Annotated in this window: 21 protein-coding genes; 11 read left to right on the forward strand and 10 right to left on the reverse strand. The window is 69.3% G+C overall.

Going from position 1 to position 22,187, the window contains the following annotated elements; genetic code table 11:
• Positions 1-15 precede the first annotated feature (15 nt).
• The 4 genes from chvE to ACWC09_RS29290 form a co-directional block, all read right to left on the reverse strand.
• Positions 16-1,122, reverse strand: a complete 1,107-nt coding sequence (chvE, locus tag ACWC09_RS29275; protein ID WP_450853916.1) for a multiple monosaccharide ABC transporter substrate-binding protein — start codon at positions 1,120-1,122, stop codon at positions 16-18.
• Positions 1,123-1,258: 136 nt separating this feature from the next.
• The gene (locus ACWC09_RS29280) at positions 1,259-2,230 is read right to left on the reverse strand and encodes a hypothetical protein (RefSeq protein ID WP_450853972.1); all 972 of its coding nucleotides are present in this window, start codon (positions 2,228-2,230) and stop codon (positions 1,259-1,261) included.
• A 112-nt stretch (positions 2,231-2,342) separates the two neighbouring features.
• Positions 2,343-3,347, reverse strand: coding sequence for a zinc-dependent alcohol dehydrogenase (locus tag ACWC09_RS29285; RefSeq protein WP_450853917.1), 1,005 nt, complete (start codon positions 3,345-3,347; stop codon positions 2,343-2,345).
• Positions 3,344-4,504 carry a mandelate racemase/muconate lactonizing enzyme family protein gene (locus tag ACWC09_RS29290; RefSeq protein WP_450853918.1) on the reverse strand — a complete coding sequence of 387 codons (1,161 nt, stop codon included), beginning with the start codon at positions 4,502-4,504 and terminating at the stop codon, positions 3,344-3,346. The genes ACWC09_RS29285 and ACWC09_RS29290 overlap by 4 nt, the downstream gene beginning before the upstream one ends.
• Before the next feature lie 298 nt (positions 4,505-4,802).
• Between ACWC09_RS29290 and ACWC09_RS29295 the strand changes: the two genes are divergently transcribed.
• The 6 genes from ACWC09_RS29295 (at position 4,803) to yjfF (ending at position 11,944) form a co-directional block, all read left to right on the forward strand.
• Entirely contained in the window at positions 4,803-5,570 is a 768-nt protein-coding gene (locus tag ACWC09_RS29295; RefSeq protein WP_450853919.1) for an SCO2400 family protein, read from the forward strand.
• Positions 5,571-5,861: 291 nt separating this feature from the next.
• The gene (locus tag ACWC09_RS29300; protein ID WP_450853920.1) at positions 5,862-6,908 is read left to right on the forward strand and encodes a LacI family DNA-binding transcriptional regulator; all 1,047 of its coding nucleotides are present in this window, start codon (positions 5,862-5,864) and stop codon (positions 6,906-6,908) included.
• A gap of 135 nt (positions 6,909-7,043) precedes the next feature.
• Entirely contained in the window at positions 7,044-8,051 is a 1,008-nt protein-coding gene (locus tag ACWC09_RS29305) for an ABC transporter substrate-binding protein (protein ID WP_450853921.1), read from the forward strand.
• A 238-nt stretch (positions 8,052-8,289) separates the two neighbouring features.
• On the forward strand, positions 8,290-9,828 hold the full coding sequence (locus ACWC09_RS29310; RefSeq protein ID WP_450853922.1) for a sugar ABC transporter ATP-binding protein: 1,539 nt from the start codon (positions 8,290-8,292) through the stop codon (positions 9,826-9,828).
• Entirely contained in the window at positions 9,825-10,919 is a 1,095-nt protein-coding gene (locus tag ACWC09_RS29315) for an ABC transporter permease (RefSeq protein WP_450853923.1), read from the forward strand. The genes ACWC09_RS29310 and ACWC09_RS29315 overlap by 4 nt, the downstream gene beginning before the upstream one ends.
• 2 nt (positions 10,920-10,921) lie before the next feature.
• Positions 10,922-11,944, forward strand: coding sequence for a galactofuranose ABC transporter, permease protein YjfF (yjfF, locus tag ACWC09_RS29320; protein WP_450853924.1), 1,023 nt, complete (start codon positions 10,922-10,924; stop codon positions 11,942-11,944).
• Positions 11,945-12,037: 93 nt separating this feature from the next.
• On the opposite strand, the gene ACWC09_RS29325 is transcribed toward yjfF, so the two are convergent.
• Positions 12,038-12,508: a MarR family winged helix-turn-helix transcriptional regulator gene (locus ACWC09_RS29325; protein ID WP_450853925.1), complete on the reverse strand. Its 471-nt coding sequence runs from the start codon at positions 12,506-12,508 to the stop codon at positions 12,038-12,040.
• 88 nt (positions 12,509-12,596) lie between these two features.
• On the opposite strand from ACWC09_RS29325, the gene ACWC09_RS29330 reads away from it, so the two are divergent.
• Positions 12,597-13,595 (forward strand): NADP-dependent oxidoreductase, encoded by a 999-nt coding sequence (locus ACWC09_RS29330; RefSeq protein ID WP_450853926.1) that lies wholly within the window; start codon positions 12,597-12,599, stop codon positions 13,593-13,595.
• Positions 13,596-13,731: 136 nt separating this feature from the next.
• On the opposite strand, the gene ACWC09_RS29335 is transcribed toward ACWC09_RS29330, so the two are convergent.
• Together ACWC09_RS29335 and ACWC09_RS29340 are read right to left on the reverse strand one after the other, a co-directional pair.
• Entirely contained in the window at positions 13,732-14,883 is a 1,152-nt protein-coding gene (locus ACWC09_RS29335; RefSeq protein WP_450853927.1) for a serine hydrolase domain-containing protein, read from the reverse strand.
• Between the two features lie 9 nt (positions 14,884-14,892).
• On the reverse strand, positions 14,893-15,096 hold the full coding sequence (locus ACWC09_RS29340) for a hypothetical protein (protein WP_450853928.1): 204 nt from the start codon (positions 15,094-15,096) through the stop codon (positions 14,893-14,895).
• Positions 15,097-15,270: 174 nt separating this feature from the next.
• Between ACWC09_RS29340 and ACWC09_RS29345 the strand changes: the two genes are divergently transcribed.
• Together ACWC09_RS29345 and ACWC09_RS29350 are read left to right on the forward strand one after the other, a co-directional pair.
• Positions 15,271-16,134, forward strand: coding sequence for a hypothetical protein (locus ACWC09_RS29345; RefSeq protein ID WP_450853929.1), 864 nt, complete (start codon positions 15,271-15,273; stop codon positions 16,132-16,134).
• Between the two features lie 57 nt (positions 16,135-16,191).
• Complete coding sequence (locus ACWC09_RS29350; protein ID WP_450853930.1) at positions 16,192-16,989, forward strand: EI24 domain-containing protein; 798 nt, start codon at positions 16,192-16,194, stop codon at positions 16,987-16,989.
• Positions 16,990-16,995: 6 nt separating this feature from the next.
• Here the strand turns inward: ACWC09_RS29350 and ACWC09_RS29355 are convergent, their stop codons facing one another.
• Entirely contained in the window at positions 16,996-18,237 is a 1,242-nt protein-coding gene (locus tag ACWC09_RS29355) for a pyroglutamyl peptidase (protein WP_450853931.1), read from the reverse strand.
• Positions 18,238-18,332: 95 nt separating this feature from the next.
• Positions 18,333-18,578, reverse strand: a complete 246-nt coding sequence (locus ACWC09_RS29360) for a hypothetical protein (protein WP_450853932.1) — start codon at positions 18,576-18,578, stop codon at positions 18,333-18,335.
• 77 nt (positions 18,579-18,655) lie between these two features.
• On the opposite strand from ACWC09_RS29360, the gene ACWC09_RS29365 reads away from it, so the two are divergent.
• Positions 18,656-18,994: a YrdB family protein gene (locus ACWC09_RS29365; RefSeq protein ID WP_450853933.1), complete on the forward strand. Its 339-nt coding sequence runs from the start codon at positions 18,656-18,658 to the stop codon at positions 18,992-18,994.
• Between the two features lie 22 nt (positions 18,995-19,016).
• On the opposite strand, the gene ACWC09_RS29370 is transcribed toward ACWC09_RS29365, so the two are convergent.
• Entirely contained in the window at positions 19,017-19,595 is a 579-nt protein-coding gene (locus ACWC09_RS29370; RefSeq protein ID WP_450853934.1) for a TetR/AcrR family transcriptional regulator, read from the reverse strand.
• Positions 19,596-19,700: 105 nt separating this feature from the next.
• On the opposite strand from ACWC09_RS29370, the gene ACWC09_RS29375 reads away from it, so the two are divergent.
• Positions 19,701-22,142 (forward strand): beta-glucosidase, encoded by a 2,442-nt coding sequence (locus tag ACWC09_RS29375; protein ID WP_450853935.1) that lies wholly within the window; start codon positions 19,701-19,703, stop codon positions 22,140-22,142.
• Positions 22,143-22,187: the final 45 nt, after the last annotated feature.

Here is a 22,187-nt window from a genome sequence, read left to right on the forward strand (position 1 = left end):
GTTCACCGGGTGGGACTACTTGAGCTCGTCGGCCGTGTAGTAACCGGTGTCGACCAGTTCCTTCGTGTAGTTGGTCTTGTCGACGCTCACCGGCTGCAGCAGGTAGGCGGGGACGACCTTGGTGCCGTTGTCGTACGTCTTGGTGTCGTTGACCTGCGGCTTCTTCCCCTTGAGGACGTCGTCGACCATGGTCGCGGCGACATCGGCGAGCTTGCGGGTGTCCTTGTAGACGGTCTGCGTCTGCTGGCCCGCGATGATCGACTTCACCGAGGCGAGCTCGGCGTCCTGGCCGGTGATGACCGGAATCGGCTTGCTCGAGGAGCCGTAGCCGTCCGACTTCAGCGCGGCGAGGATGCCGATGGAGATGCCGTCGTACGGCGACAGGACCGCGTTGACCTTGGCGCTGCCGTAGGTGGAGGTGAGGATGTCCTCCATGCGCTTCTGGGCGGTGGCGCCGTCCCAGCGCAGGGTGGTGACCTGGGTGAGCTTGGTCTGACCGGACTTGACGACGAGCTTCTTCTTGTCGATGTACGGCTGCAGCACGCTCATCGCGCCGTTGAAGAAGTACTTGGTGTTGTTGTCGTCGTTGGAGCCGGCGAACAGCTCGATGTTGAACGGACCCTTGCCGCTCTTCAGGCCCAGCTTGTCGACGATGTAACTGGCCTGCAGCTCGCCGACCTTGGTGTTGTCGAAGGACGCGTAGTAGTCCACGTTCTTCGTGCCGAGGATCAGGCGGTCGTAGGCGATCACCGGGATCTTGGCGTCGGCGGCCTGCTGCAGCACGTTGTTCAGCGACTTGTTGTCGATGGCCGCGACGATCAGGCCCTTGACGCCCTGCGTGATCAGGTTCTCGATCTGCGAGACCTGCTGGTCGGGGTCGTCCTCGCCGTAGACCAGCTTGGTCTTGTAGCCCTTGGCCTGGAGGTCCTTGACGACGTTCTTGCCATCCGCGATCCAGCGCTCGGAGGACTTGGTGGGCATCGCGATACCGATGGTGCCGCCCTTGGCACTGCTCGAGCTCTCCTTGCTGCCGCCTTCACTGCTCTGACCGCAGGCGGACAGGGTGAGGGCGAGAGACGCGGCTCCGGCGATGGCGGCGAGGGCGCTTCTACGAGTGCGCATGATCATCATCCTTGATGTGTGTGGGCAGTGCTCGGCCTGGCGATGCGAAGAGGCTCCGGAGAGGTACGGGAGACCGAGAGGTGTGTTGAATTGTGTTTGACTGCGTCTCTTTTTGTGAAGGAGATTGTCCGGAACGTTATGCGGAGGTGTCGAACCGCTTGAGGGTCCCGGGCAGCCGTGAGCCGAGGGGCGCCATGTCGCCGTCAGCTCCGTGCCGTGCGAGCAGGTCCAGGGCCAGTCGGCCGCGCCGCACCCGTTCCCGGGCGGTGGTCAGCGTCAGGTCCCGCATGTGGTGTCCGTACGGGTAGATGCCGGGGCTCTTGGACAGCCCGAACTTCAGGTAGAGCGGTGCGCCGCGCCGGATGAGCTCGGCGACCTCGTACATCCGGATGTAGCCGCCGAGATCGTCGGGTGCCTCGATGTACATATCCATGGGGGCGGCGGAGACCCGCCGTATCTCCGTGAGGTGATCGAGCGTCAGGTCGCTGGGCACGTTGAGGGAGTCGGCGCCGAGCCGCTCGTACACGGCGTAGGCGGCCGGGTTGACGGGGCCGATCAGCGCGGACACCTTCAGCGTGGTGTCGGCCGGGATGATCCCCGCCTCGCGCGCCCGGTGCAGCGTCCACAGCACGCCCTCGTCGGCGACGAGCAGGCACTTGACGCCCAACTCCGTCGCCCGGACGGCGTCTTCGACACACCCGGCGACGGCGTCGTGGCCCCGTGCGCGCAGTCCGGCCCCCCGCGAGTCGGAGCGCACGGAGCCGCCGATGTCCCAGGTGCCGCGCGGGCCGGTGAACAGGCAGAGTTCGATGTCGCGTTCGGCGGCGGCCTCGACCATCTCGGTGATCTCGGCGTCGGTCAGCATCCACACGCCGCTGCCCTGGCTGATCCGGTGGATCGGCACGTCCAGGCGCGAGGACTCCTTGAGAATGACGGCCAGCGCTTCGGGACCCTCGCACGAGGGGATCTCGGTGCGCCAGCGGCCGCCGCCGGGGAAGGTGTGCGGGGAGGCGTCGGCGGGGTCGAGGGCGGGCGCGCCCAGGCCGAGGGCGGCGAGCGCCTGCTCGCCGGGTCGGCGGGCCGCCGTGGCGGAAGCGTCGGTCGTCACAAGCTGTCCTTCATGTTCGATATTTCGGACGAGGTTCGCGGCTCGGGGCAGGGAAGGGCTCTGGTGTACGCCGGTACGGGGGCCGTCAGGTCGCCCCCGTACCGGCGTACGTCTAGGGGCGGAGCAGCACCTTGCCCACCTTCGGATCGCCGGACCCGACCAGCTCGATGGCCTCCAGGAACTCGCCGAGCGGCAGCTCGTGCGTGACCAGAGGCAGCGGATCGAGCAGACCGGCCCCGAACACCCGCACCGTGTGCGCCCAGGCGTCCGGCGCCGCACCGAAGACGGTGTGCACCTCCAGCTGCCGTACGACCAGGTCGGTCGGGTCGAGCCCCTCGGCGCCCGGCGCCGGGATGCCCGTCAGGACCAGGCGTCCGCCGCGCCTGAGCAGGGAGGCGGCGGTGCGCGCGGCAGACGCGGACCCGGCGGTCTCGATGACGACGTCGAAGTCGTCCGGGAGCTCCTGGTACTTGGTACGGAAGTCGGTGGCGCCGAAATCCTTCGAAAGCGCCGCACGGTCCGGCCGGGTGCCCACGATGAGCAGCTCGGCCGGGGAACCCGCCTTCAGGAACTGCACCGCGAACATCCCGAGCGTCCCGGTCCCCACCACGGCGACCCGCTCGCCTGGCAGTGCGTTCGCCTTGATCGTGGCGGCCGCGATGCAGGCCGCGGGCTCCATGAGGGCGGCCGCGGTGAGGTCCGCGTCGTCCGGCAGGACGTGCAGGAGACGGGCCGGGAGGGTGAGCGTGGTGGCCATCGCCCCCGGCTGGGTGAACCCGGTTTCGTCGTACCCCGCCGTACACAGCGTCGTCTCGCCCGCGTGGCAGCGGTCGCACACCTGGCAGTTGCGGAAGCCCTCACCGACGACCTTGCGGCCTACGAGACTTGAAGGCACTCCGGCCCCCACGGCCTTCACCGTCCCGGACCATTCGTGCCCCGGCGTGATCGGATAGCGCACGTACCCTTCGGGCCGGTTGCCCTGGTATACCTCGCGGTCGCTGCCGCAGATGCCCACGGCGTGGACGCGTACCAGCGCCTCGCCGGCTCCGGGCTCACGGGGCGTGTGCTCGGTGAGCCGGTGCTCACCGGGCGCCTCGATGACGACCGCGCTGCTCACTTCTGGGTGCCTTTCGGTTTGCGCTGCTCCCAGCCCTCGGCCCACAGGTCGAACCGAGCCTGCTGCTGCGGGAACTCCGCGGCCGCGTCGACGTCCAGCTCGACGCCGAGGCCGGGCGCGTCCGAGAGGTGGAAGTACCCGTCCACGACCTGCGGCGCGCCCTTGACCACCTTCTTGATCTCCGCGTCGGCGAAGTCGTTGAAGTGCTCCAGGATCTTGAAGTTGGGGGAGGTGAAGCCGACCTGCAGCGAGGCGGCGGTGAGCACCGAACCGCCCACGTTGTGCGGGGCGACGAGCACGTAGTGGGTCTCGGCGGTCGCGGCGAGCTTCCTGGTCTCCCAGATACCGCCGATGTGGCCGACGTCCGGCTGGATGATGTCGACGGCCTGGCTCTCGAACAGCTCGCGGAACTCGATGCGATCGTGAATCCGCTCACCGGTGGCGACCGGGATGTCGACCTTGGCGGCGACCTTCTCCAGCGCCTTCAGGTTCTCCGGCGGGCAGGGCTCCTCCAGCCACGCGGGCTTGAAGGGCGCGAGCTCGTGGGCGAGCCGGACGGCGGTGGCGGGGGAGAAACGGCCGTGCATCTCCAGCATCAGCTCGGAGTCCGGCCCGATCGCGTCCCGCACGGCCTCGATCAGGGAGACGGCGTACAGGGTCTGCTCGTGGTCCAGCTCGAAGTGCCCGGTGCCGAAGGGGTCGATCTTGAGCGCCTTGTACCCGCGCTCCATGACCCCCTGGGCGGCCTTGTGGTACGCCTCCGGAGTCCGCTCCGTCGTGTACCAGCCGTTGGCGTACGCTTTCACCTTGTCGGTGACCTTGCCGCCCAGCAGCTGCCAGACGGGCACCCCGAGGGCCTTGCCTTTGATGTCCCAGCAGGCCATCTCGACGACGGCGATGCCGGACATCACGATCTCGCCGGCCCGTCCGTAGTCGCCGTGCTTCATGCGGCGCACGAGGTCCTCGACAGCGAACGGGTCGGAGCCGAGAATGTGGTTGGCCTCGGCCTCTCGCAGGTAGCCGATCAGCGCGTCGGTGTGACCCAGCATGCGGGTCTCGCCGATGCCCGTGATGCCCTCGTCGGTGTGCACCTGGACGTACGTCAGGTTGCGCCAGGGCGTCCCGACAACGTGTGTGCTGATTCCGGTGATGCGCACGGATGTTGCCCTTCAGCTGTTCGAGATTTCGCCACTCGTTCGAAATGCTGGCCAGACACTAAGGATGGGGTGGCGGGAGTGTCAATGGGTCGAACGCGTAGCGGTTCCGACACTCTCGAAAGTCCGGTTTCGGGATGATGTCGGAGAGATGGGGCGGGTTGCCGGGGGGATGCCGCTAGATGGCGCGGAATGTGGGCCGTCCGTATCAAGTTGGGGTGCCGGAGCGGTCTGTTTCCCACACAACTTTCACAGGCGCGCCTAGGAACGTTATCGATCGAGAACCTAGTCTTCCCGCGTCATGGACTTCTGCCACCCGTGCCGACGGCACCTCAATGGCGCCCTCGCATGCCCGGGGTGCGGTACGCCAGTCGAAGAGCTCCGCGCACATGCGGAGGAAGCGGACGTTCCTCCGCCGTCGGACATCGCCCTCGAGCCGTACCGGACCGACGGCTCCGGCACTCCCGACGGGCACGAGCACGGCCACGACGACGCAGGCGCGCCGCAGGGTCGGGCGGCCCGGCGCCGGGCACAGGGACGCGGACGGGGGCCGGGGCGGGAAGCCGGCGAGGAGGTCACCGGGCCGGTCGGCGCCGGGAGTCGTCGCGACCGCAAGGCCGCGGCCCACCGCCGGCGCCGTCGGCGCACCCTCCTCCTCGCCGCGGGCTTCGTCCTCGCGGCGGGCGGCCTGAGCGTCGCGGAACTCGGCATCGACGTGCCCTTCGCCACCTCCAGGCCTCCGGCGGCCGGGGGTGCGAATACCTCGTCGGAGACGGGGGAGGCGGCGCAGCCCCTGGACAGTGCGACGGGTAGGGGTGCCCGCTCGAAGCCCCCGAACGCCTCGGTGTCCGCGTCGGCCTCGGAGTCCCCGTCGCCCTCGGTGTCGAAGAGTGCCGACGGCAAGGCCACCCGATCGTCGACCGCGGGCACCTCACCGGTCACGCCGACGGCGGGCCGGACGGCTACGAGCCCGACCGGGACGACCACGCCGACGGCGAATCCGACGACGTCGAAGCCGGGTCCCTTGCCGTCCCAGACCTGCACGCGGTTCCTCTGGTGGTGCGGGTAGGGTTCCGGCTCAACAACGGCCGCCGCCGGGCGCGTTATTCAACCGTGACGGCCTTCTGGTGCAAACTCTCTTGACCGCCATCAATTGTTAGCGCTCACAATAACCCCCGCATTCACCAGTCAGCTTCAACGCCGGCACGGGAGGTACGAGGGTCGTGTCCACAGTGCTCCAACTTGCTCTTCCCGCCCGGAACGTTGGGCTTTCCGGAACCCCACAGTGACGTCGGCGGCGCGGCAACAGCCGCCCACCTCACAGGACTTATCGGCAGGCGAGCGCCAGGGAGGGGTGGCCGTGACAGACAGTCAGCTTCGACCACCCACCATGGCGGACGTGGCGCGCGTGGCCGGCGTGTCCCACCAGACCGTGTCCCGCGTGCTGGGGGATCACCCCAATGTGCGGGACGAGACACGGGCCAGGGTGCTGCGCGCGATCGAGGAGATGGGCTATCGCCGTAACTCCTCCGCACGGGCCCTGGCGACTCGGCGTACCCGGACGCTGGGTGTGGTCGCCTCCGACACCACCCTCTACGGGCCGGCCAGTACGCTGTTCGCGCTTGAGGAGGCGGCGCGCGCCGAGGGGTATCTCGTCTCGACGGTCAGTCTGCGCAGGCTGACCATGGAGACGCTGTCCGAGGCCCTGGACCACCTCAGCGAGGGCGGAGTGGAAGGAGTGGTCGCCATCACGCCGCAGCGGTCGGCGGTGGACGCTCTGGCTGAACTCCGGTATCCCTTCCCGGTGGTGGTCGTGGGCGGCGGGCCGGACGTGAACGTCCCCAGCGTCAGTGTGGACCAGCACCTGGGGGCGCGGCTGGCCACCAGTCATCTGCTGGCCGTCGGCCACCGCACGGTCTGGCACCTCGCCGGGCCCGAGGCCTGGCAGGAGGCGGCCGACCGGGCCGCCGGCTGGCTGGCGACCCTCGAAGCGGCGGGCGTCGAACCGCCCATGCTGTTGCGGGGGGACTGGAGTCCGTTGTCGGGCTACCGCGCAGGCCAGGAACTGGCCGGCTGGGTGGGCCGGGGGCTGACCGCCGTCTTCGTCGCCAACGACCAGATGGCACTGGGGGTGTTGCGGGCCCTGCGTGAGGCGGGGGTCCGGACTCCCCAGGACGTCGCGGTGGTCGGCTTCGACGACATCCCGGAGTCGGAGTTCTTCGGTCCTCCTCTCACCAGCGTTCGGCAGGACTTTTCGACGGTGGGCAAGCGAGGCATCGCGCTGCTCCTGGACTTGATCGAGGGACGGGCACCCGCCACCGCGGCCCGGATCGCGATCGAACCCCAACTCGTCGTCCGCGCCAGCACGTTCCCGTACGCCGCTCAACTGGAGGACGTACCCCTCTGACAAGCCGACCGGCCGCCCTCGGCATCAGTGCGGCCGATATACCGAACAATGATCGACAGGCTGGACGCAGTGCGGCCGATGCCATCGAGTAACAAGCGGGTCCATCCCCGGGCCGACTCTTCAAAGGAGAAGAACATGATCAACAGACGGAACTTCCTCACTGCGGCGGTCGGTGTGGCGGCCGCGGGCGGCCTGGCGGCCTGCGCCAAGAAGGACGACAGCTCGTCCGGTTCCTCCTCCGGGGGCGGCAGCAAGGGGATCACCCTCGGCTTTTCCCAGGTCGGCGCGGAGAGCGGCTGGCGCGCCGCGAACACCACCTCGGTGAAGGACGCGGCCAAGAAGGCGGGGTACACCCTCAAGTTCTCCGACGCCCAGCAGAAGCAGGAGAACCAGATCTCCGCGATCCGCAGCTACATAGCGCAGAAGGTGGACGTCATAGCCTTCTCGCCGGTCGTCGTCACCGGCTGGGACGCGGTGCTCAAGGAGGCCAAGGCCGCGAAGATCCCGGTGGTCCTCACTGACCGCTCGGTGGAGACCTCCGACAGCTCGCTGTACGTCACGCTCGTCGGCTCCGACTTCACCGACGAGGGCCGGCGCGCGGCCAGGATGCTGGAGAAGGTCATCACGAAGGCCGGCCTCAAGGGCAAGGTGAAGATCGCTCAGCTGGAGGGCACCACCGGTGCCGCCCCTGCGATCGAGCGCGCCAAGGGCTTCAAGGAGGTCATGGACGCGGAGCACAAGGACGACTGGAAGATCGTCGTCAGCCAGACCGGTGACTTCACCCGCGCCGGCGGCAAGCAGGTCATGGCGGCCTTCCTGCAGTCCCACCCGGAAATCAACGTGCTCTTCGCGCACAACGACGACATGGCCATCGGCGCCATCCAGTCCATCGAGGCGGCGGGCAAGAAGCCCGGCAAGGACATCCTGATCGTCTCGATCGACGGTGTCCACGACGGCTTCGTCGCCATGTCCGAGGGCAAGATCAACGGCATCGTCGAGTGCAACCCGCTGCTCGGTCCCCAGCTGATGGAGGTCGTGAAGAAGGTCCACGACGGCGAGAAGGTCGAGCGCTGGATCAAGACCAAGGAGGGCGACTTCACGCAGGACCAGGCCAAGGCCGCGCTCCCTTCCCGCAAGTACTGACCGATCGCACCCACCGGCAGGGAGCCTCCGGCCGACCGAAACTCGGTCGGCCGGGCCCTGTGGGCCTGTGGCGGCTCGATCCCATGAGGAGCGCTGCCGTGACTCCGCCCCGTGTGAGGGGCTTCCAGCCCAAGAGCTGCGGTCCAGCCCGAACCGACCCCTTGCGGGGCGTAATCAATCCCACACGCAGTGAATTCCCTCACCGGGCAAAGCCGGTGGTCCCCTCACTAGGAGAGGTATGGCAGAGCCGCGGCCCGTGCTGGAGATGACGGGCATAGTCAAAGAGTTCCCGGGGGTACGGGCTCTGTCGGACGTCGACTTCCGGCTCTTCCCCGGCGAGATCCACGCCCTGATGGGCGAGAACGGCGCGGGGAAGTCCACCCTGATCAAGGTGCTGACGGGGGTTTACTCCCTGGACGGCGGCACGATCACCCTGGAAGGGAAGTCCGTGCTGTTCGGCAGCCCGCTGCAGGCGCAGCAGGCTGGCATCAGCACGGTCTACCAGGAGGTGAACCTCTGCCCCAATCTGTCGGTGGCGGAGAACATCTTCATCGGGCGCGAGCCCACCCGCGCGGGCCGTATCCAGTGGAAGCGGATGCGCATGGAGGCGGCGGAGCTGGTGGACCGGCTCGGCCTCGACATCGACGTCACCGCGCCCTTGTCCTCGTACCCGCTGGCCGTGCAGCAACTGGTCGCGATCGTGCGGTCGGTGGGCACCGGCGACAGCGACGGCCAGGGATCGGGCACCAAGGTGCTGGTCCTGGACGAGCCGACGTCCAGCCTCGACCACGACGAGGTCCAGGAGCTGTTCCGCCTGATGCGGCGGCTCAAGGACGAGGGCGTGGCGATCCTGTTCGTCTCGCACTTCCTCGACCAGGTCTACGAGATCTGCGACCGGATGACCGTCTTGCGCAACGGCGCTCTCGTCGGTGAGCACCTGGTCGCCGACCTCGACCAGGTCGGGCTGATCCAGCTGATGATCGGCAAGGCCCTGGACCAGTTGGAGCAGCTCCACGGCCACCAGTTGCACTCCGACGTCGGCGAGACGCTGCTGAAGGCGGACGGCCTGGGCAGGACAGGCGGCATCGCCCCCTTCGACCTGGAGATCAAGAAGGGCGAGGTGCTCGGACTTGCCGGCCTGCTGGGGTCGGGCCGGACCGAACTCGCCCGGCTGCTCTTCGGCGCCGACCAGCCGGACAGCGGCAAGGTGTCCATCGGCGGCAAGCACGTCTCGATGAGCGCCCCGAACGACGCGATCGGCGCCGGCGTCGCGTTCTGCTCCGAGAACCGCAAGACGGAGGGCCTGGTGCCCGATCTGACGGTGCGGGAGAACATCATCCTGGCCCTGCAGGCCTCGCGCGGCTGGACCCGGCCCATCCCGGTCTCCCAGCGCGACGAACTCGTCGCCAAGTACATCAAGGCGCTGGACATCCGGCCCGCCAACCCCGAGGCCAGGGTGGGCCAGCTGAGCGGTGGCAACCAGCAGAAGGTGCTGCTGGCCCGCTGGCTGATCACCCAGCCGAAGCTGCTGATCCTGGACGAACCCACGCGCGGCATCGACGTCGGCGCCAAGGCGGAGATCCAGAAACTCGTCGTCTCGCTCTCCGAGGACGGCATGTCCGTGCTGTACATCGCGGCCGAGCTGGAGGAGATCCTCCGGCTCAGTCACACCATCGGAGTGCTGCGCGACCGCCGGCTGGTGGCGCAGCTCGCCAACGGGCCGGAGATCACCAGCAGCCGGATCATGGAGACCATCGCGAGCGGAGAACACCAGTGAGCACCACTCCCCGATGGCGAGCACTGACACACCACCACCTGTTCTGGCCGGTCGCGGTCCTTGTCTTCCTGCTGCTCGTCAACGTGCCCTTCACCCCTGACTTCTTCTCGGTCAAGATGACGGGCGGCCACCTCTACGGCAGCCTCGTCTCGATCGTGCTGTTCGGATCGCCCCTCATCCTGGTGGCGGTCGGCATGACCGTGGTCATCGCCACCGGCGGCATCGACCTGTCCGTCGGTGCCGTGGTCGCCATCACCGGAGCACTCTCCTGCTCGTACATCAGCCACCAGGCCGACCAGAACGCCCTGTCCGGGGTGCTGCTCGCCATGGGCCTGGGCCTGCTGGCCTCGGTCGTCTGCGGTCTGTGGAACGGCTTCCTGGTCGCCAGGATGGGCATCCAGCCGATCATCGCCACGCTGATCATCATGGTCGCCGGACGCGGTGTCGCCCAGCTGATCACCGACGGCCAGATCATCACCATCGACAGCGACCCGTACAAGCTGATCGGCGGCGGCTACTGGCTGACGCTGCCGTTCTCCATCTTCGTGGTGGCCGTGGTCGTGGCCGTCACCGTGGCGCTGACCCGCCGCACGGCGCTCGGGCTGCTGATCGAGTCGGTCGGCGGCAACGCCGAGGCCAGCCGCCTGGTGGGCATCAGGTCCCGGCGCATCAAGATCATGGTGTACGTGTTCTGCGCGCTGTGCGCCGCCATCGCGGGCCTGATGATCAGTTCCAACACCTCGGCGGCGGACGGCAACAACGCCGGTCTGTGGATCGAACTCGACGCGATCCTCGCCGTGGTGATCGGCGGGACCTCCCTTCTGGGCGGCCGGTTCTCCATCGGCGGCACGGTGGTCGGCGCCCTGGTCATCCAGACCCTGACCACCACGATCTACACCATCGGTGTGCCGACCCAGACCAACCTGGTCTTCAAGGCCGCCGTCGTCATCGTCGTCTGCCTGCTCCAGTCCCCGAAGTTCCGCGCCAAGGTCTTCGGCGCCGGGTTCGGCGCGAAGGGCAGGCCCAAGCCGGCCGCAGCCCCGGCGGACACCGCCGCGGCGACCGACGCCGCTCCGAAGATGGAGGTGTAGTGATGAGCGCGACAACCCAGAGCCCCACGGCCGTGGACAGCCGTATCCCGTCCAAGGCCGCGCGCCTGCTCGGCGACCGGCGCCTGCCCGTCGCGGCGACGGCCCTGCTCTTCCTCGTGATGTACGGGGTGGGCCTGAGCCGCTACCAGAACTACGGGTTCGCCGAACCGCAGGTCTTCCTGAACCTGTTCATCGACAACGGCTATCTGCTGGTCGCCGCGGTCGGTGTCACCTTCGTCATCCTGTCCGGCGGCATCGACCTGTCCGTCGGCTCGATGATCGGCTTCACGACGATGTTCACGGCCTGGCTGGTGGAGCGCGAAGGGGTGCCGCTGCCGGTCGTGATCCCCATGGCGCTGGGCGTGGGCGCCCTCGGCGGCTTCCTGATGGGCTATGTGATCCACAACTTCGAGATCCAGCCCTTCATCGTGACCCTCGCCGGCCTCTTCCTCTTCCGTGGTCTGTGCCTGGTCATCAGCAAGGAGTCGATCTCCATCAGCGACTCCTCGGTGAGCAGCATGGCCACGGCGCAGGTGTCCCTGGGGATGGGGTTCCTGTCGATCGGCGCGGTCGTCTCGCTGGTCGTCCTCGCCGTGGCGTTCTACGTCCTGCACTACACACGTTTCGGGCGCCGGGTGTACGCCATCGGCGGCAACGAGCAGTCCGCCCTGCTGATGGGTCTCCCGCAGGGCGGTACGAAGATCGCCGTGTACACGGTGAGCGGCTTCTGCTCGGCCCTGGCCGGACTGCTCTTCACGCTGTACATCCAGTCCGGCGACCCGTTGCACGCGACTGGTATGGAACTCGACGCGATCGCCGCGGTCGTCATCGGCGGCACGCTGCTCACGGGCGGCTCCGGGTATGTGCTGGGAACCCTGTTCGGTGTGCTGGTGCTGGGCCTGATCAAGAGCATCATCCAGTTCGAGGGCACGCTCAGTTCCTGGTGGACGAAGATCGCCACCGGTGTGCTGCTGTGCGCGTTCATCCTGGTCCAGCGCGTCATGACGGTACGCAAGAAGACCTGATCCGAAAGGAACGTCTCCTTGTCGGGAGCGGTCCGGGGCACGTACGCCGTGCGCCGGGCCGCTGACGTCTGTCGGTTCCGGACCTCAGGGCCTTCAGTGCATGCCCTGATCGCCCGGGGCCAGCATCCGCTGCAGCAGCCCCCGCATCACGTGTCGCTCCTCCTCGGACAGCCCGGCCAACGGCTCCCGCGCGAAGCGCAACCCGTCCCGGAGCTCCCGGGCAATCCGCAACCCCTCACTCGTCGCGGCAGCCAGCTTGACCCGCCGGTCGGCGGGATCGGGCCGTCGCTCCACCAGTCCCCGCGACTCCAGCCGGTCCACGATCCCGGTGACGTTCGACGGCTCGCACTTCAGCTTCTGCGCCAGCTTCCGCATCGGCAGCGGCTCCAGCGACAGCAGGCTCAGCAGCCGCGCCTGGGCCCCGGTCAGCGCGTGCTCCGCCGCCGCCTCGTCGAAGTCCGCGTAGAAACGCGCCACGACGTCGCCGATCAGCTCGACGACCTCAAGAGTCAGCGGATCGGGGCGATCGGTCTTCTGTCGATCGGTCTTCTGCGGAGTGGCCATGGCTCAAGAGTACCCCCATTACTTGACAACCTGAAATATTCAGGAGCATGGTTGTTTCAGGTACTGAAGTAAATCGAAAGGCTCCGTCATGATCAACCGCGAGTGGCACCTCCTCTCCCGCCCCGTCGGCTGGCCCAGGCCCGAGGACTTCGCCCTGGTCGAGGCGGAGGTCCAGCAGCCCGGTGAGGGGCAGGTCCTCGTACGGAACACGTACCTGTCCGTGGACCCGTACATGCGCGGCCGCATGAGCGCCGCCAAGTCCTACACCGCCCCCTTCGAGCTGGGCAAGGTCATGCAGGGCGGCGCGGTCGGCGAGGTCGTCGCCTCGAACGCCGAGGGCATCGCGGCCGGCGACCACGTCCTGCACTTCGGCGGCTGGCGCGAGTACGCCACCATCGACGCCCGGCAGGCCGTCAAGGTCGACCCGGACGCCGCACCCCTGTCGACGTACCTCGGCGTCCTCGGCATGACCGGCCTCACCGCCTACGCCGGCCTGCTGCGCACCGCCGCCTTCAAGGAGGGTGACTCCGTCTTCGTGTCGGGTGCGGCCGGTGCCGTGGGCAGCCAGGTGGGCCAGATCGCCAAGCTGAAGGGCGCCTCGCGGGTCATCGGCTCGGCCGGGTCCGACGAGAAGGTCAAGCTCCTGGTGGAGGAGTACGGCTTCGACGCGGCCTTCAACTACAAGAGCGGCCCGGTCGCCGAGCAGCTCCGCGCCGCCGCGCCCGACGGTGTCGACGTCTACTTCGACAACGTCGGCGGCGACCACCTGGAGGCGGCCATCGGCTCCCTCAACGAGAAGGGCCGCATCGTGATCTGCGGCATGATCTCCGTCTACAACAACACCGAGCCCGCCCCGGGCCCGAAGAACCTCGCCCGCCTCATCCAGACCCGCGGCCGGATCGAGGGCTTCCTGGTCGGTGACCACTACGACCTGCAGCCGCAGTTCGTGGCCGAGGTCGGCCCGTGGGTGGCCTCCGGGCAGCTGAAGTACCGCGAGACCGTCGTCGAGGGCATCGAGAACAACCTGGAGGCGTTCCTCGGGGTGCTGCGCGGCGACAACACCGGAAAGATGATCGTCAAGCTGTAACGCCTCTTCGGCCGGCCGAGGTCCACTCGAAGGCGACCCGCGGGAACATCACCGTGACGCGGTCCGACGTCAGTCGTTCTGTCACTGCGGAGGCCGCACCCCTGGACGTGGGGTGCGGCCTCCGTCATGGCCCGGCTCAGCCTCTCAGCGCCGCCGCGTGTACGGCCTTGACCAGCCGGTCGTTCTCCGGCGCCGCGCCTCCCGGGAAAGCGAGACGGCGCCTGGTGTAGCCGTAGGCCAGGCCGCTGCGCGGGTCGGCGAAGGCCTGGGAGCCGCCCGCTCCGCTGTGGCCGAAGGCACCCGCGCCCAGGAAGGGGTGCCAGGTGTCGGCGGTGGCCTGGAAGCCCAGGCCGTACGACTTGTGGGTGCGGGCCACCAGGTCGTAGCCGACGGAGTGGATCTGACCGACCTCGGCGATGGTGTCCGGTTTGAGCAGCGGGGTGCGGCCGTCCACCTCGCTGATCGTCGCCGCGTACATCCCGGCGAGCCCGCGCGCGGCGGCGACACCGCCCGCCGACGCCGGGCCCTTGGCGCGTACGGTACGGGAGTTGGCGTAGTCGACGAGGCTTCCGGTGCCCGCCACATGCGTGTTGAACGCGATCGAGGCCAAGGTGTGCGGCCCGGCCGGGGCCTCGTCCAGCACCGCCTGCTGCACCGGCGTCGGAACCATCGGCTGCACGGACCGGAAGCGGGGTTCGAGGGCCATGGGCAGGCCGAGGTGGAAGTCCAGGCCGTACGGCGCCCGCACCCGTTCCTCGTACACCTCCTGAAGGGTGCGGCCCGTCGCCCGCCGGACCACCTCGCCCGTCAACGCGCCGATGACCAGCGCGTGGTAGCCGAAGGCCGTGCCGGGGCGCCAGAACGGCTTCTGGTCCGCGAGCCGTTCGGCGATCGCGCGGTCGTCGGCCATCTCCGCGGCCGAGAACCCCGCGTCGGCGCCGATCAGCCCCGCCCGGTGCGCCAGCAGATCGCGCAGGGTCAGCGCGCCCTTGCCCTCGGCCGCGAACTCGGGCCAGTAGTACGTCACTTTGCGGTCCAGTTCGAGCGTGCCGTCCTGCACGAGCAGCGCCACCACCAGGTGCGCGGCCCCCTTGGTGGACGAGTACACGCCATAGAGCGAGTCGGCGCCGACCCCGTCCCCGGTCCACAGGTCGACGACCCTGCGACCGTGCACATACGCGCACAACTGGCCCTCGTAGTCCGGCAGTTCCCCCGCCACGAACGCGGCGAACTCCTCGCGCACCGCTTCGAAGCCGTCGGCGACCGTGCCGTGGATCTCCTGAGTCATCCGCTCTCCTCACCTGAAGCGACGCTTGTGCGAGCCGCTGTGGCCGTCTGGCAGAACCTTGATCATGGCGGGGCGCACATCCGGAGCAGAGCCTTCCCGTACCGGCGCTCCGGGATGGGCGTCGGCGGCATACGGGGTCAGCAGGAACGAGCCGGTCAGGGCCAGGGCGGCGAACACGGCGCGTTTCGCAAGGGCGGTTCTCGTGGTGGGCACGCGTACCTCCTCCGGGGCTTCCTGAGATCGGTACGGCGAGGTGTACCCGTTCGACTCAACCGCAACAAGAGGGAGTCCATGTCACGGAACTCCCGGATGGCGCATACCGGGTGCCGTCGAGCGGGCATCCTGAGGGCGGACCGCCGGCTCGGGCCCGTGAGGCGAGGAGAGACCATGGCAACGATCCCTTCGCTCCCCAGCAGGGACGACGTGCTGCGCATGGCACGCAACACCACCGACATCACCGGCCAACTCCTGGACACGGCCGGGAACATCACCAGAATCGCGATCAACACCTTCGATCCGAGGGACGGTTCGGGAGCGGAGGTCCTGCGCGTCCTGCGCGAGACGACCGCGGAACTGGCGGAGGCAAGCGCGTCCCCCCAGGCCCAGGAGGCCTTCTACCGCATCGTCGACACCCTCACCCGCCTGGGCACGAGCGGGGCGCCGCTGGCGGTGCATCCCGTGAGCGAGCCCGCACAGGCCTTGCTGACGGTGCTGGGAGACAGCCTCCTCCCCGTGCTGGACGCGGTCGAGCCCGCGGTCGAGGAGTTCGCGGATGCGCTCGGTGACCTGGTCGAGGCGTCGTCACCGCTGCTGCCCGCGGCGGCCGGTGCGGTCGCGGGAGCACTGCTGGCGGTGACGCCGGTGCTGAGGGCCGCGGCGGACGTCCTGCGGGACTCGTCCCCGGAACTCCGCCGCATCGCCGACGCCCTGACCGCCGCCCTGGCCCCGTTGATACCCCTCCAGGTGGCCCTGGCGGAGCGCGCGGCAGCGGCCGGCACGGGCGTCGCCCGGGCAACACTGCCTCCCCTGGCCGACCTCACGGAAGCGGCGGCGGCAACGACCAAGGCGGCCCGCCCGGTCCTGATCGCAGGGGAGGAGCTACTGGTGGCAGGCCTGGAACAACTCCAGCCCCTGCTGATGGCAGCGGCTTCACGAGCGGGAGGCCTGGCAAGGGCGGCAGCCGTACGCATCTCGGCGGCGGTGTCCCCGGCGGCGGACCGTGGAGTGGTGGTTGCCGTTTCACCAACGTGACAGCCCGCACCCCGCACCCCTCCGGACACCCACCCCCTCCCCGGTAAAGTCCTCCCCATGCGTGATCTTGCGACGGGCTTCGCCTATCTCCTGAAGGGCCACCGCTGGGCAGCCCGCCACGGCAAGCAATACGGCTTCGGTCTCATCCCGGGCCTCATAACCCTCGTCCTCTACGCGGCGGCGCTGGTCGCACTGGCGCTGTGGGGCGAGGACGCCGTCACCTGGTCGACCCCCTTCGCCGACACCTGGTCCAGCCCCTGGCAAGGAACGTTCCGCGGCTTCCTCACGGCCGTGCTCTTCGCCCTGGCCCTCCTCCTCGCCGTCCTCACCTTCACCGCCGTGACCCTCCTCATCGGCCAGCCCTTCTACGAGAACCTCTCCGAGAAGGTCGACCGAGACGTCTCCCCCGACGGCACCGCCCCGGAGTCCGGCCTCCCCCTCTGGCGCGAGCTGTGGATCTCGGCGCGGGACAGCCTCCGTATCGTGGTCCGTGCCGTCCTCTGGGGCGTCCTGCTCTTCGCCTGCGGCTTCCTGCCCCTGGTGGGACAGACGGTCGTCCCGGTGATCGGCTTCTTCGTCACCGGCTTCTTCCTCACCGAGGAACTGACCGCCGTGGCCCTCCAGCGCCGAGGCGTCGAACTCCGCGCCCGCCTCGCCCTCCTCCGCTCCCGCAAGACCCTGGTCTGGGGCTTCGGCACCCCGCTGGGCCTGGCGTTCCTGGTGCCGTTCGTCGCGGTGTTCCTGATGCCGGCAGCGGTCGCGGGAGCGACGCTGATGGCACGGGAGCTGCTGGGCGAGGAGACGGACGACGGCGCGGACGAGGACGAGGACGAGGACGAGCAACTCACTACCTGAACCGGGTCACTTCTTGAACGTGACGTCCGCGGCCACCGTCACGATGGCCCGCACCTGAGCCACGATGTCCACCCGGTTCCGCACGAACTCCGGATCGGTCACCTCGGTGGTGTTCCCTGCCCCGAACTCCAGCACCGGTGTGTGCACATGCCCGCCCGGCAGGGTGTCGTGCAGCCCCAGCCGATCCCGCAACAGGGTCGCCCGATAGGCGATCTCGTTCGACAGGTAGTTCCCACCGCCCCCGGCCCGTGCCGTGGACCCCTCCGTCGGTCCGTCCGGCCGCACCACGGCAGTCGTTCCGCCCGCCGGGATCTCCGTCACCTCGGTGTGGTCGTAGACCGGGAACCGCCCGGTCTTCGCGGCCACGATCTCCTTGTACGGCAGGGTCGTCGTCGTCCACTGCGGCTGCGAGGCCGGATCGCTCACCGGAACGGTCTCGGTCCGCCCGATGTTGTCGTTGTCGGGGAACCCGCCCCGCCAGGCCCCGTTGGTCCGCTCCACGTCGAACCGCCCGATCCGCCCCTGACTCACGGTCGTGAAGAGATCGACCTTCTTCAGATACGGCCGCAGCGTCCGCTCCACCGTCCTGTCGGTGAAATCCTGCCACCGCACCGGGAAGACGACCGTCTCGATCCGCGCCGGCCCCTCCGCCGTCCGGATCACCGTCCCGTCGAGCGCGAGCGCACTCGCCCCGGACGGATTGGAGATCCGGATGTCCCGGTCCAGCGTGAACGGATCGAACCCGGTGACGAGAATCCGCCGCACGCTCTTCCCACGCGGATAGCGCACCTCGGTCTGCCCACGCGAGTTCCGTTCCAACTGATCCATCAACGAAGCCCGTTGGGCATCGCTCAGCCCGAACTCCGGCTCCCAGGTGCGCACTTCCCGCGTCATGCCCAGCCGTGCCCAGTACAACGGCCGGTCGTCGTCCCGGCTCAGATCCCCACCGGCCGGCCCCCGCCCCTGCACCCGGTCCACGGCCCGCCGCCACAGTGCGGACCCTTCGCGTACGACGATCCGTCGCGCCTCGGCATAGGAGTGGACCCGGCCCAGGTCACGGGCGAACTCCGGTGCCACGACGTCGAATCCCGACCGCCGGAGAATCTCCTGCGGCACCGCCTTGTCGAGCCGTTGCTCCTCGACGGTGGGGGAGGGGGCGGTCTGCGCCGCCGTGGCCGTGGTGGGGGTCGCGAGGCCCGTCGTGAGGGCCAGTCCGAGGAAAACGATCCGAACACGTAGGGAAGTCAAGGCGGTTCAGGTCCTTCCGTCGCCGTCGTGGGGGAGCGTGGTGCGGACGGCGGCAGTATCGCGTGACGGAAGTGGTCTACGCCATGGGGTGTGGCTCAGGGGGCGAACATCAGCCAGACGAGCATGAGTACCGGGACCGTCTGAAGCAGGGCGGCACCCTTCAACCGGGTCGCCCACAGCACCGCGACGATGACCGCCAACACTCCGCAGATCACGGCGAGTTGACCGGTCGGCGGCTCGCTCGGCTCGTCCTGCCAGATCACCGCCGTCCACCCGAAGCCCACGCTCAGCGCATCCACCGGCAGCAGCGCGAGCACCGCGACGACATCCCTGACCTTCATACGGCCATCGTGGCCGCGAACGAGCGCGAGCGCCTGAGTACACGTACTCAGCCGGGCGGCAGGTGATACTGCGGCTCGTGAAGACAGCGAAGGCAACGAATCTGGGCGTCCTCTTCCTCATCGAGCTCGGCGCCCTCGCGGCCGTCGGCCACTGGGGGTTCACCTCGGACGTGGCGACCCCGCTCGCCTGGCTGCTGGGCCTCGGTGCCCCGGCCGCACTCGTCGTGCTGTGGGCGCTGTTCGGCTCGCAGAAGGCGTCGTACAAGACCCGTGGCGCGGTCCGCGTCGGCTTCGAGCTGCTGTGGTTCGGGGCCGGGGTGGCCGCGTTGTTCGCCGCCGGGGCGGTGGGGTGGGCGATCGCCTTCGCCGCCGTCTGCGCCGTCAGCAAGACCCTCGCCGTCATCTGGCGTCAGTGACGGCCAGTAGCGGCAGCCGAGTTCAGACCGGCTCGCCCAGCAGCGCCACGAAGTCCCGGAACGCCCCCGGCATGTCCACCGACTCCGGGTCCAGCAGCCACTGGTACTGCAGGCCGTCCATCACCGCGACCAGAAGAGGCGCCGTCCGCTCGGGCGTCAGCCCGTTCGGCAGCCGGTCCCCGTACTCGGCGCGCAGCACCGCCGCCATGCTCTCCCGCACCTGCCGGTACCGCTCCGTGAAGTACCCCTGCGCCGGATGCCCCTCCGTCACGCTCTCCCCGAGCAGCGCCGAGAACGTCTGGATGATCCCGGGCCGCATGGCGTTGTACTCGACCAGCGACACCAGCAGATCCACCCGCCACTGCGAGTCCGGCACCGCGTCCCACTGGTCCCGTTCCTTCAGCACGGCGACCAGCAGCGCCTCCTTGGTCGGGAAGTGGTGCAGCAGCCCCTGCTGGGTGAGCCCCACCCGCTCGGCGACCGCGGCCAGGCTCGCACCCCGGTAACCGCGCTCCGCGATCACCTCCAGCGCCGCCCGGACGATCTCCGCGCGTCGTTCCTCGCTCCTGACCCTGGCGTTCATGGCGTCACGGTACGACATCGCCGTACAGTCCATATCACGGAACCGTAACGAAACCTACCGCGTTACAGGGAGTGGGGTGCACGATGGGCGCAGGACGACATGACTCGACGAGGAGGCACCGCGATGGCGGCAACCCCGGGGAACGCCGGCGACCAGGCCCGTGAGGCGGCCGTGGAGGCGGCGCTCGGCAAGCTGGACCTGGACGCCAAGGCCCGGCTGCTGTCCGGCCAGGACATGTGGTCGCTGCCCGCGCTGCCGGAGATCGGCCTGAAGTCCCTCGTCATGTCCGACGGGCCGATCGGCGTCCGGGGGGTGCGTTGGACCGCCGACGATCCCTCCGTCGCCCTGCCCTCCCCGACCGCCCTCGCCGCCACCTGGGACCCACAGCTCGCCCGCCGCGCCGGCACGCTCCTCGCGCAGGAGGCCCGCCGCAAGGGGGTGCATGTCCTTCTCGCGCCGACCGTCAATCTCCATCGCTCTCCGCTCGGCGGGCGGCACTTCGAGGCGTACAGCGAGGACCCGTACCTGACGGGCCGCATCGGCGCCGGGTATGTCACCGGCGTACAGGAAGGCGGCGTCGGCACCACCGTCAAGCACTTCGTCGCCAACGACGCCGAGACCGACCGCTTCACGGTGAACAACCTGGTGAGCGAACGCGCCCTGCGCGAGCTCTACCTGGCCCCCTTCGAACTCATCGTCGAGGACGCCCGTCCCTGGGGCGTCATGACCGCCTACAACACGGTCAACGGCACGACGATGACCGAGCACCGGTATCTCGTGAACGAAGTCCTGCGCGGCGAATGGGGCTTCGACGGCTACAACGTCTCCGACTGGATGGCCGCCCGGTCGACGGTCGGCGACATCGAGGGCGGGCTCGATGCCGCCATGCCCGGACCACAGACCGTCTACGGCGCCCCGCTCGCCCAGGCCGTCCGCGACGGCAAGGTCGCGGAGGCGACCGTCGACGAGGCCGTCCGCAACGTCCTGCGCCTCGCCGCCCGCGTCGGCGCCCTGGAGAGCGCCGAGCCGGTCGTGACCGAGCCGCCGGCGACGGTCGACGGCGAGGCCCTGGCCCGCGAGATCGCCCGCCGTGCCTTCGTCCTCGTCAAGAACGAGAACCAGGCCCTGCCGCTGAGGCCCGGCACGGTGGCCCTCATCGGCGCCGCCGCCCGTGACGCGCGCGTGCTCGGCGGCGGCTCCGCCACCGTCTTCCCGCCCCGGATCGTCTCCCCGCTCGACGGGCTCACCGCGGCCCTCCCCGAGGGCACCCTCAGCTACGCCGTCGGCGCCGACCCGAACACCGAACTCGCGATCGCCGACAAGGGGTTCGCCCTCAAGGCGATCTGCCGTGACCAGGACGGCACCATCCTCGGCACCGGCTCCGCGCCGGGCGGCCAGCTCCAGTGGATGGGCGCGGACCTCCCCGAGGGCGTCACCCACGCCACCCTGCACACCGTCGAACTGACCGGCACCTTCACCCCACGCGAGACCGGCCTGCACACCTTCGGCGCCAAGGGCACCGGCCACTTCACCCTCAAGGTCGACGGGATCACCCACTACGACGACCTGCAGGGCCCGGCCGACGACAGCGACCCCTTCGAGGCGTTCTTCGGCGCCCCGGTGCCCCGCGCCCAGGCCGAACTGACCGCCGGTGAACCGGTCGAGGTCTCCCTCACCCATGTCTACGCGCTCCCCGAGGAGTTCCCCTTCAAGGTCGTCGCCTTCGCCCTGGCACACCTGGAGCCGCAGCGCGCCGCCGACGAGCTGATCGCCGAGGCCGTGGAGGCCGCCCGTGCCGCCGACACCGCCGTCGTCGTGGTCGCCACCACCGACCGCGTCGAGTCGGAGGGCTTCGACCGCAAGGACCTCGACCTCCCCGGCCACCAGGACGACCTGGTGCGTGCCGTCGCCGCCGCCAACCCGAACACCGTCGTGGTCGTCAACTCCGGCTCCCCGGTGGAGCTCCCGTGGCGAAACGAGGTCGCCGCCGTGCTGCTCAGCTGGTTCCCGGGCCAGGAGGGCGGCGCGGCCCTGGCGGACGTCCTCACGGGCGCGTACGAGCCGGGCGGCCGCCTCCCCACCACCTGGGGCTCCCTGGCCGACGCCCCGGTCACCCAGGTGACCCCGAAGGACGGCCGACTCGCCTACGACGAGGGCGTCTTCATCGGCTACCGCGCCTGGGAGAAGGAGGGCAGGACCCCCTCGTACCCCTTCGGGCACGGCCTCGGCTACACCGACTGGAGTTATGAGTCCGTCGAGGTGGAGGGCACCACCGCCAGAATCCGCGTCCGCAACTCCGGCGAGCGCGCGGGCCGCGAGGTCGTGCAGGTCTACCTGGCGCCGACCGCGCCCGGCCCGGACCGCCCGGCGCGCCGGCTGGCGGGCTTCGCGGGCGTGGAGGCGGGTCCGGGCGAGACGGCCGAGGCCGTCATCGAGATCCCCCGCCGCGCTTTCGAGGTGTGGGACGAGGTGACCGGCTCGTGGTCATTTGTGAAGGGTTCGTACGAGATTCAGGTGAGCCGCTCGATCGTCGACCGCCGCCTCACCGCGACGATTAACGTCTGACCCGGGGCACGCCTCCCCCACGAACTGCCCCGGTCCGGGACCTGA

The organism is Streptomyces sp. NPDC001617, from assembly GCF_053596855.1.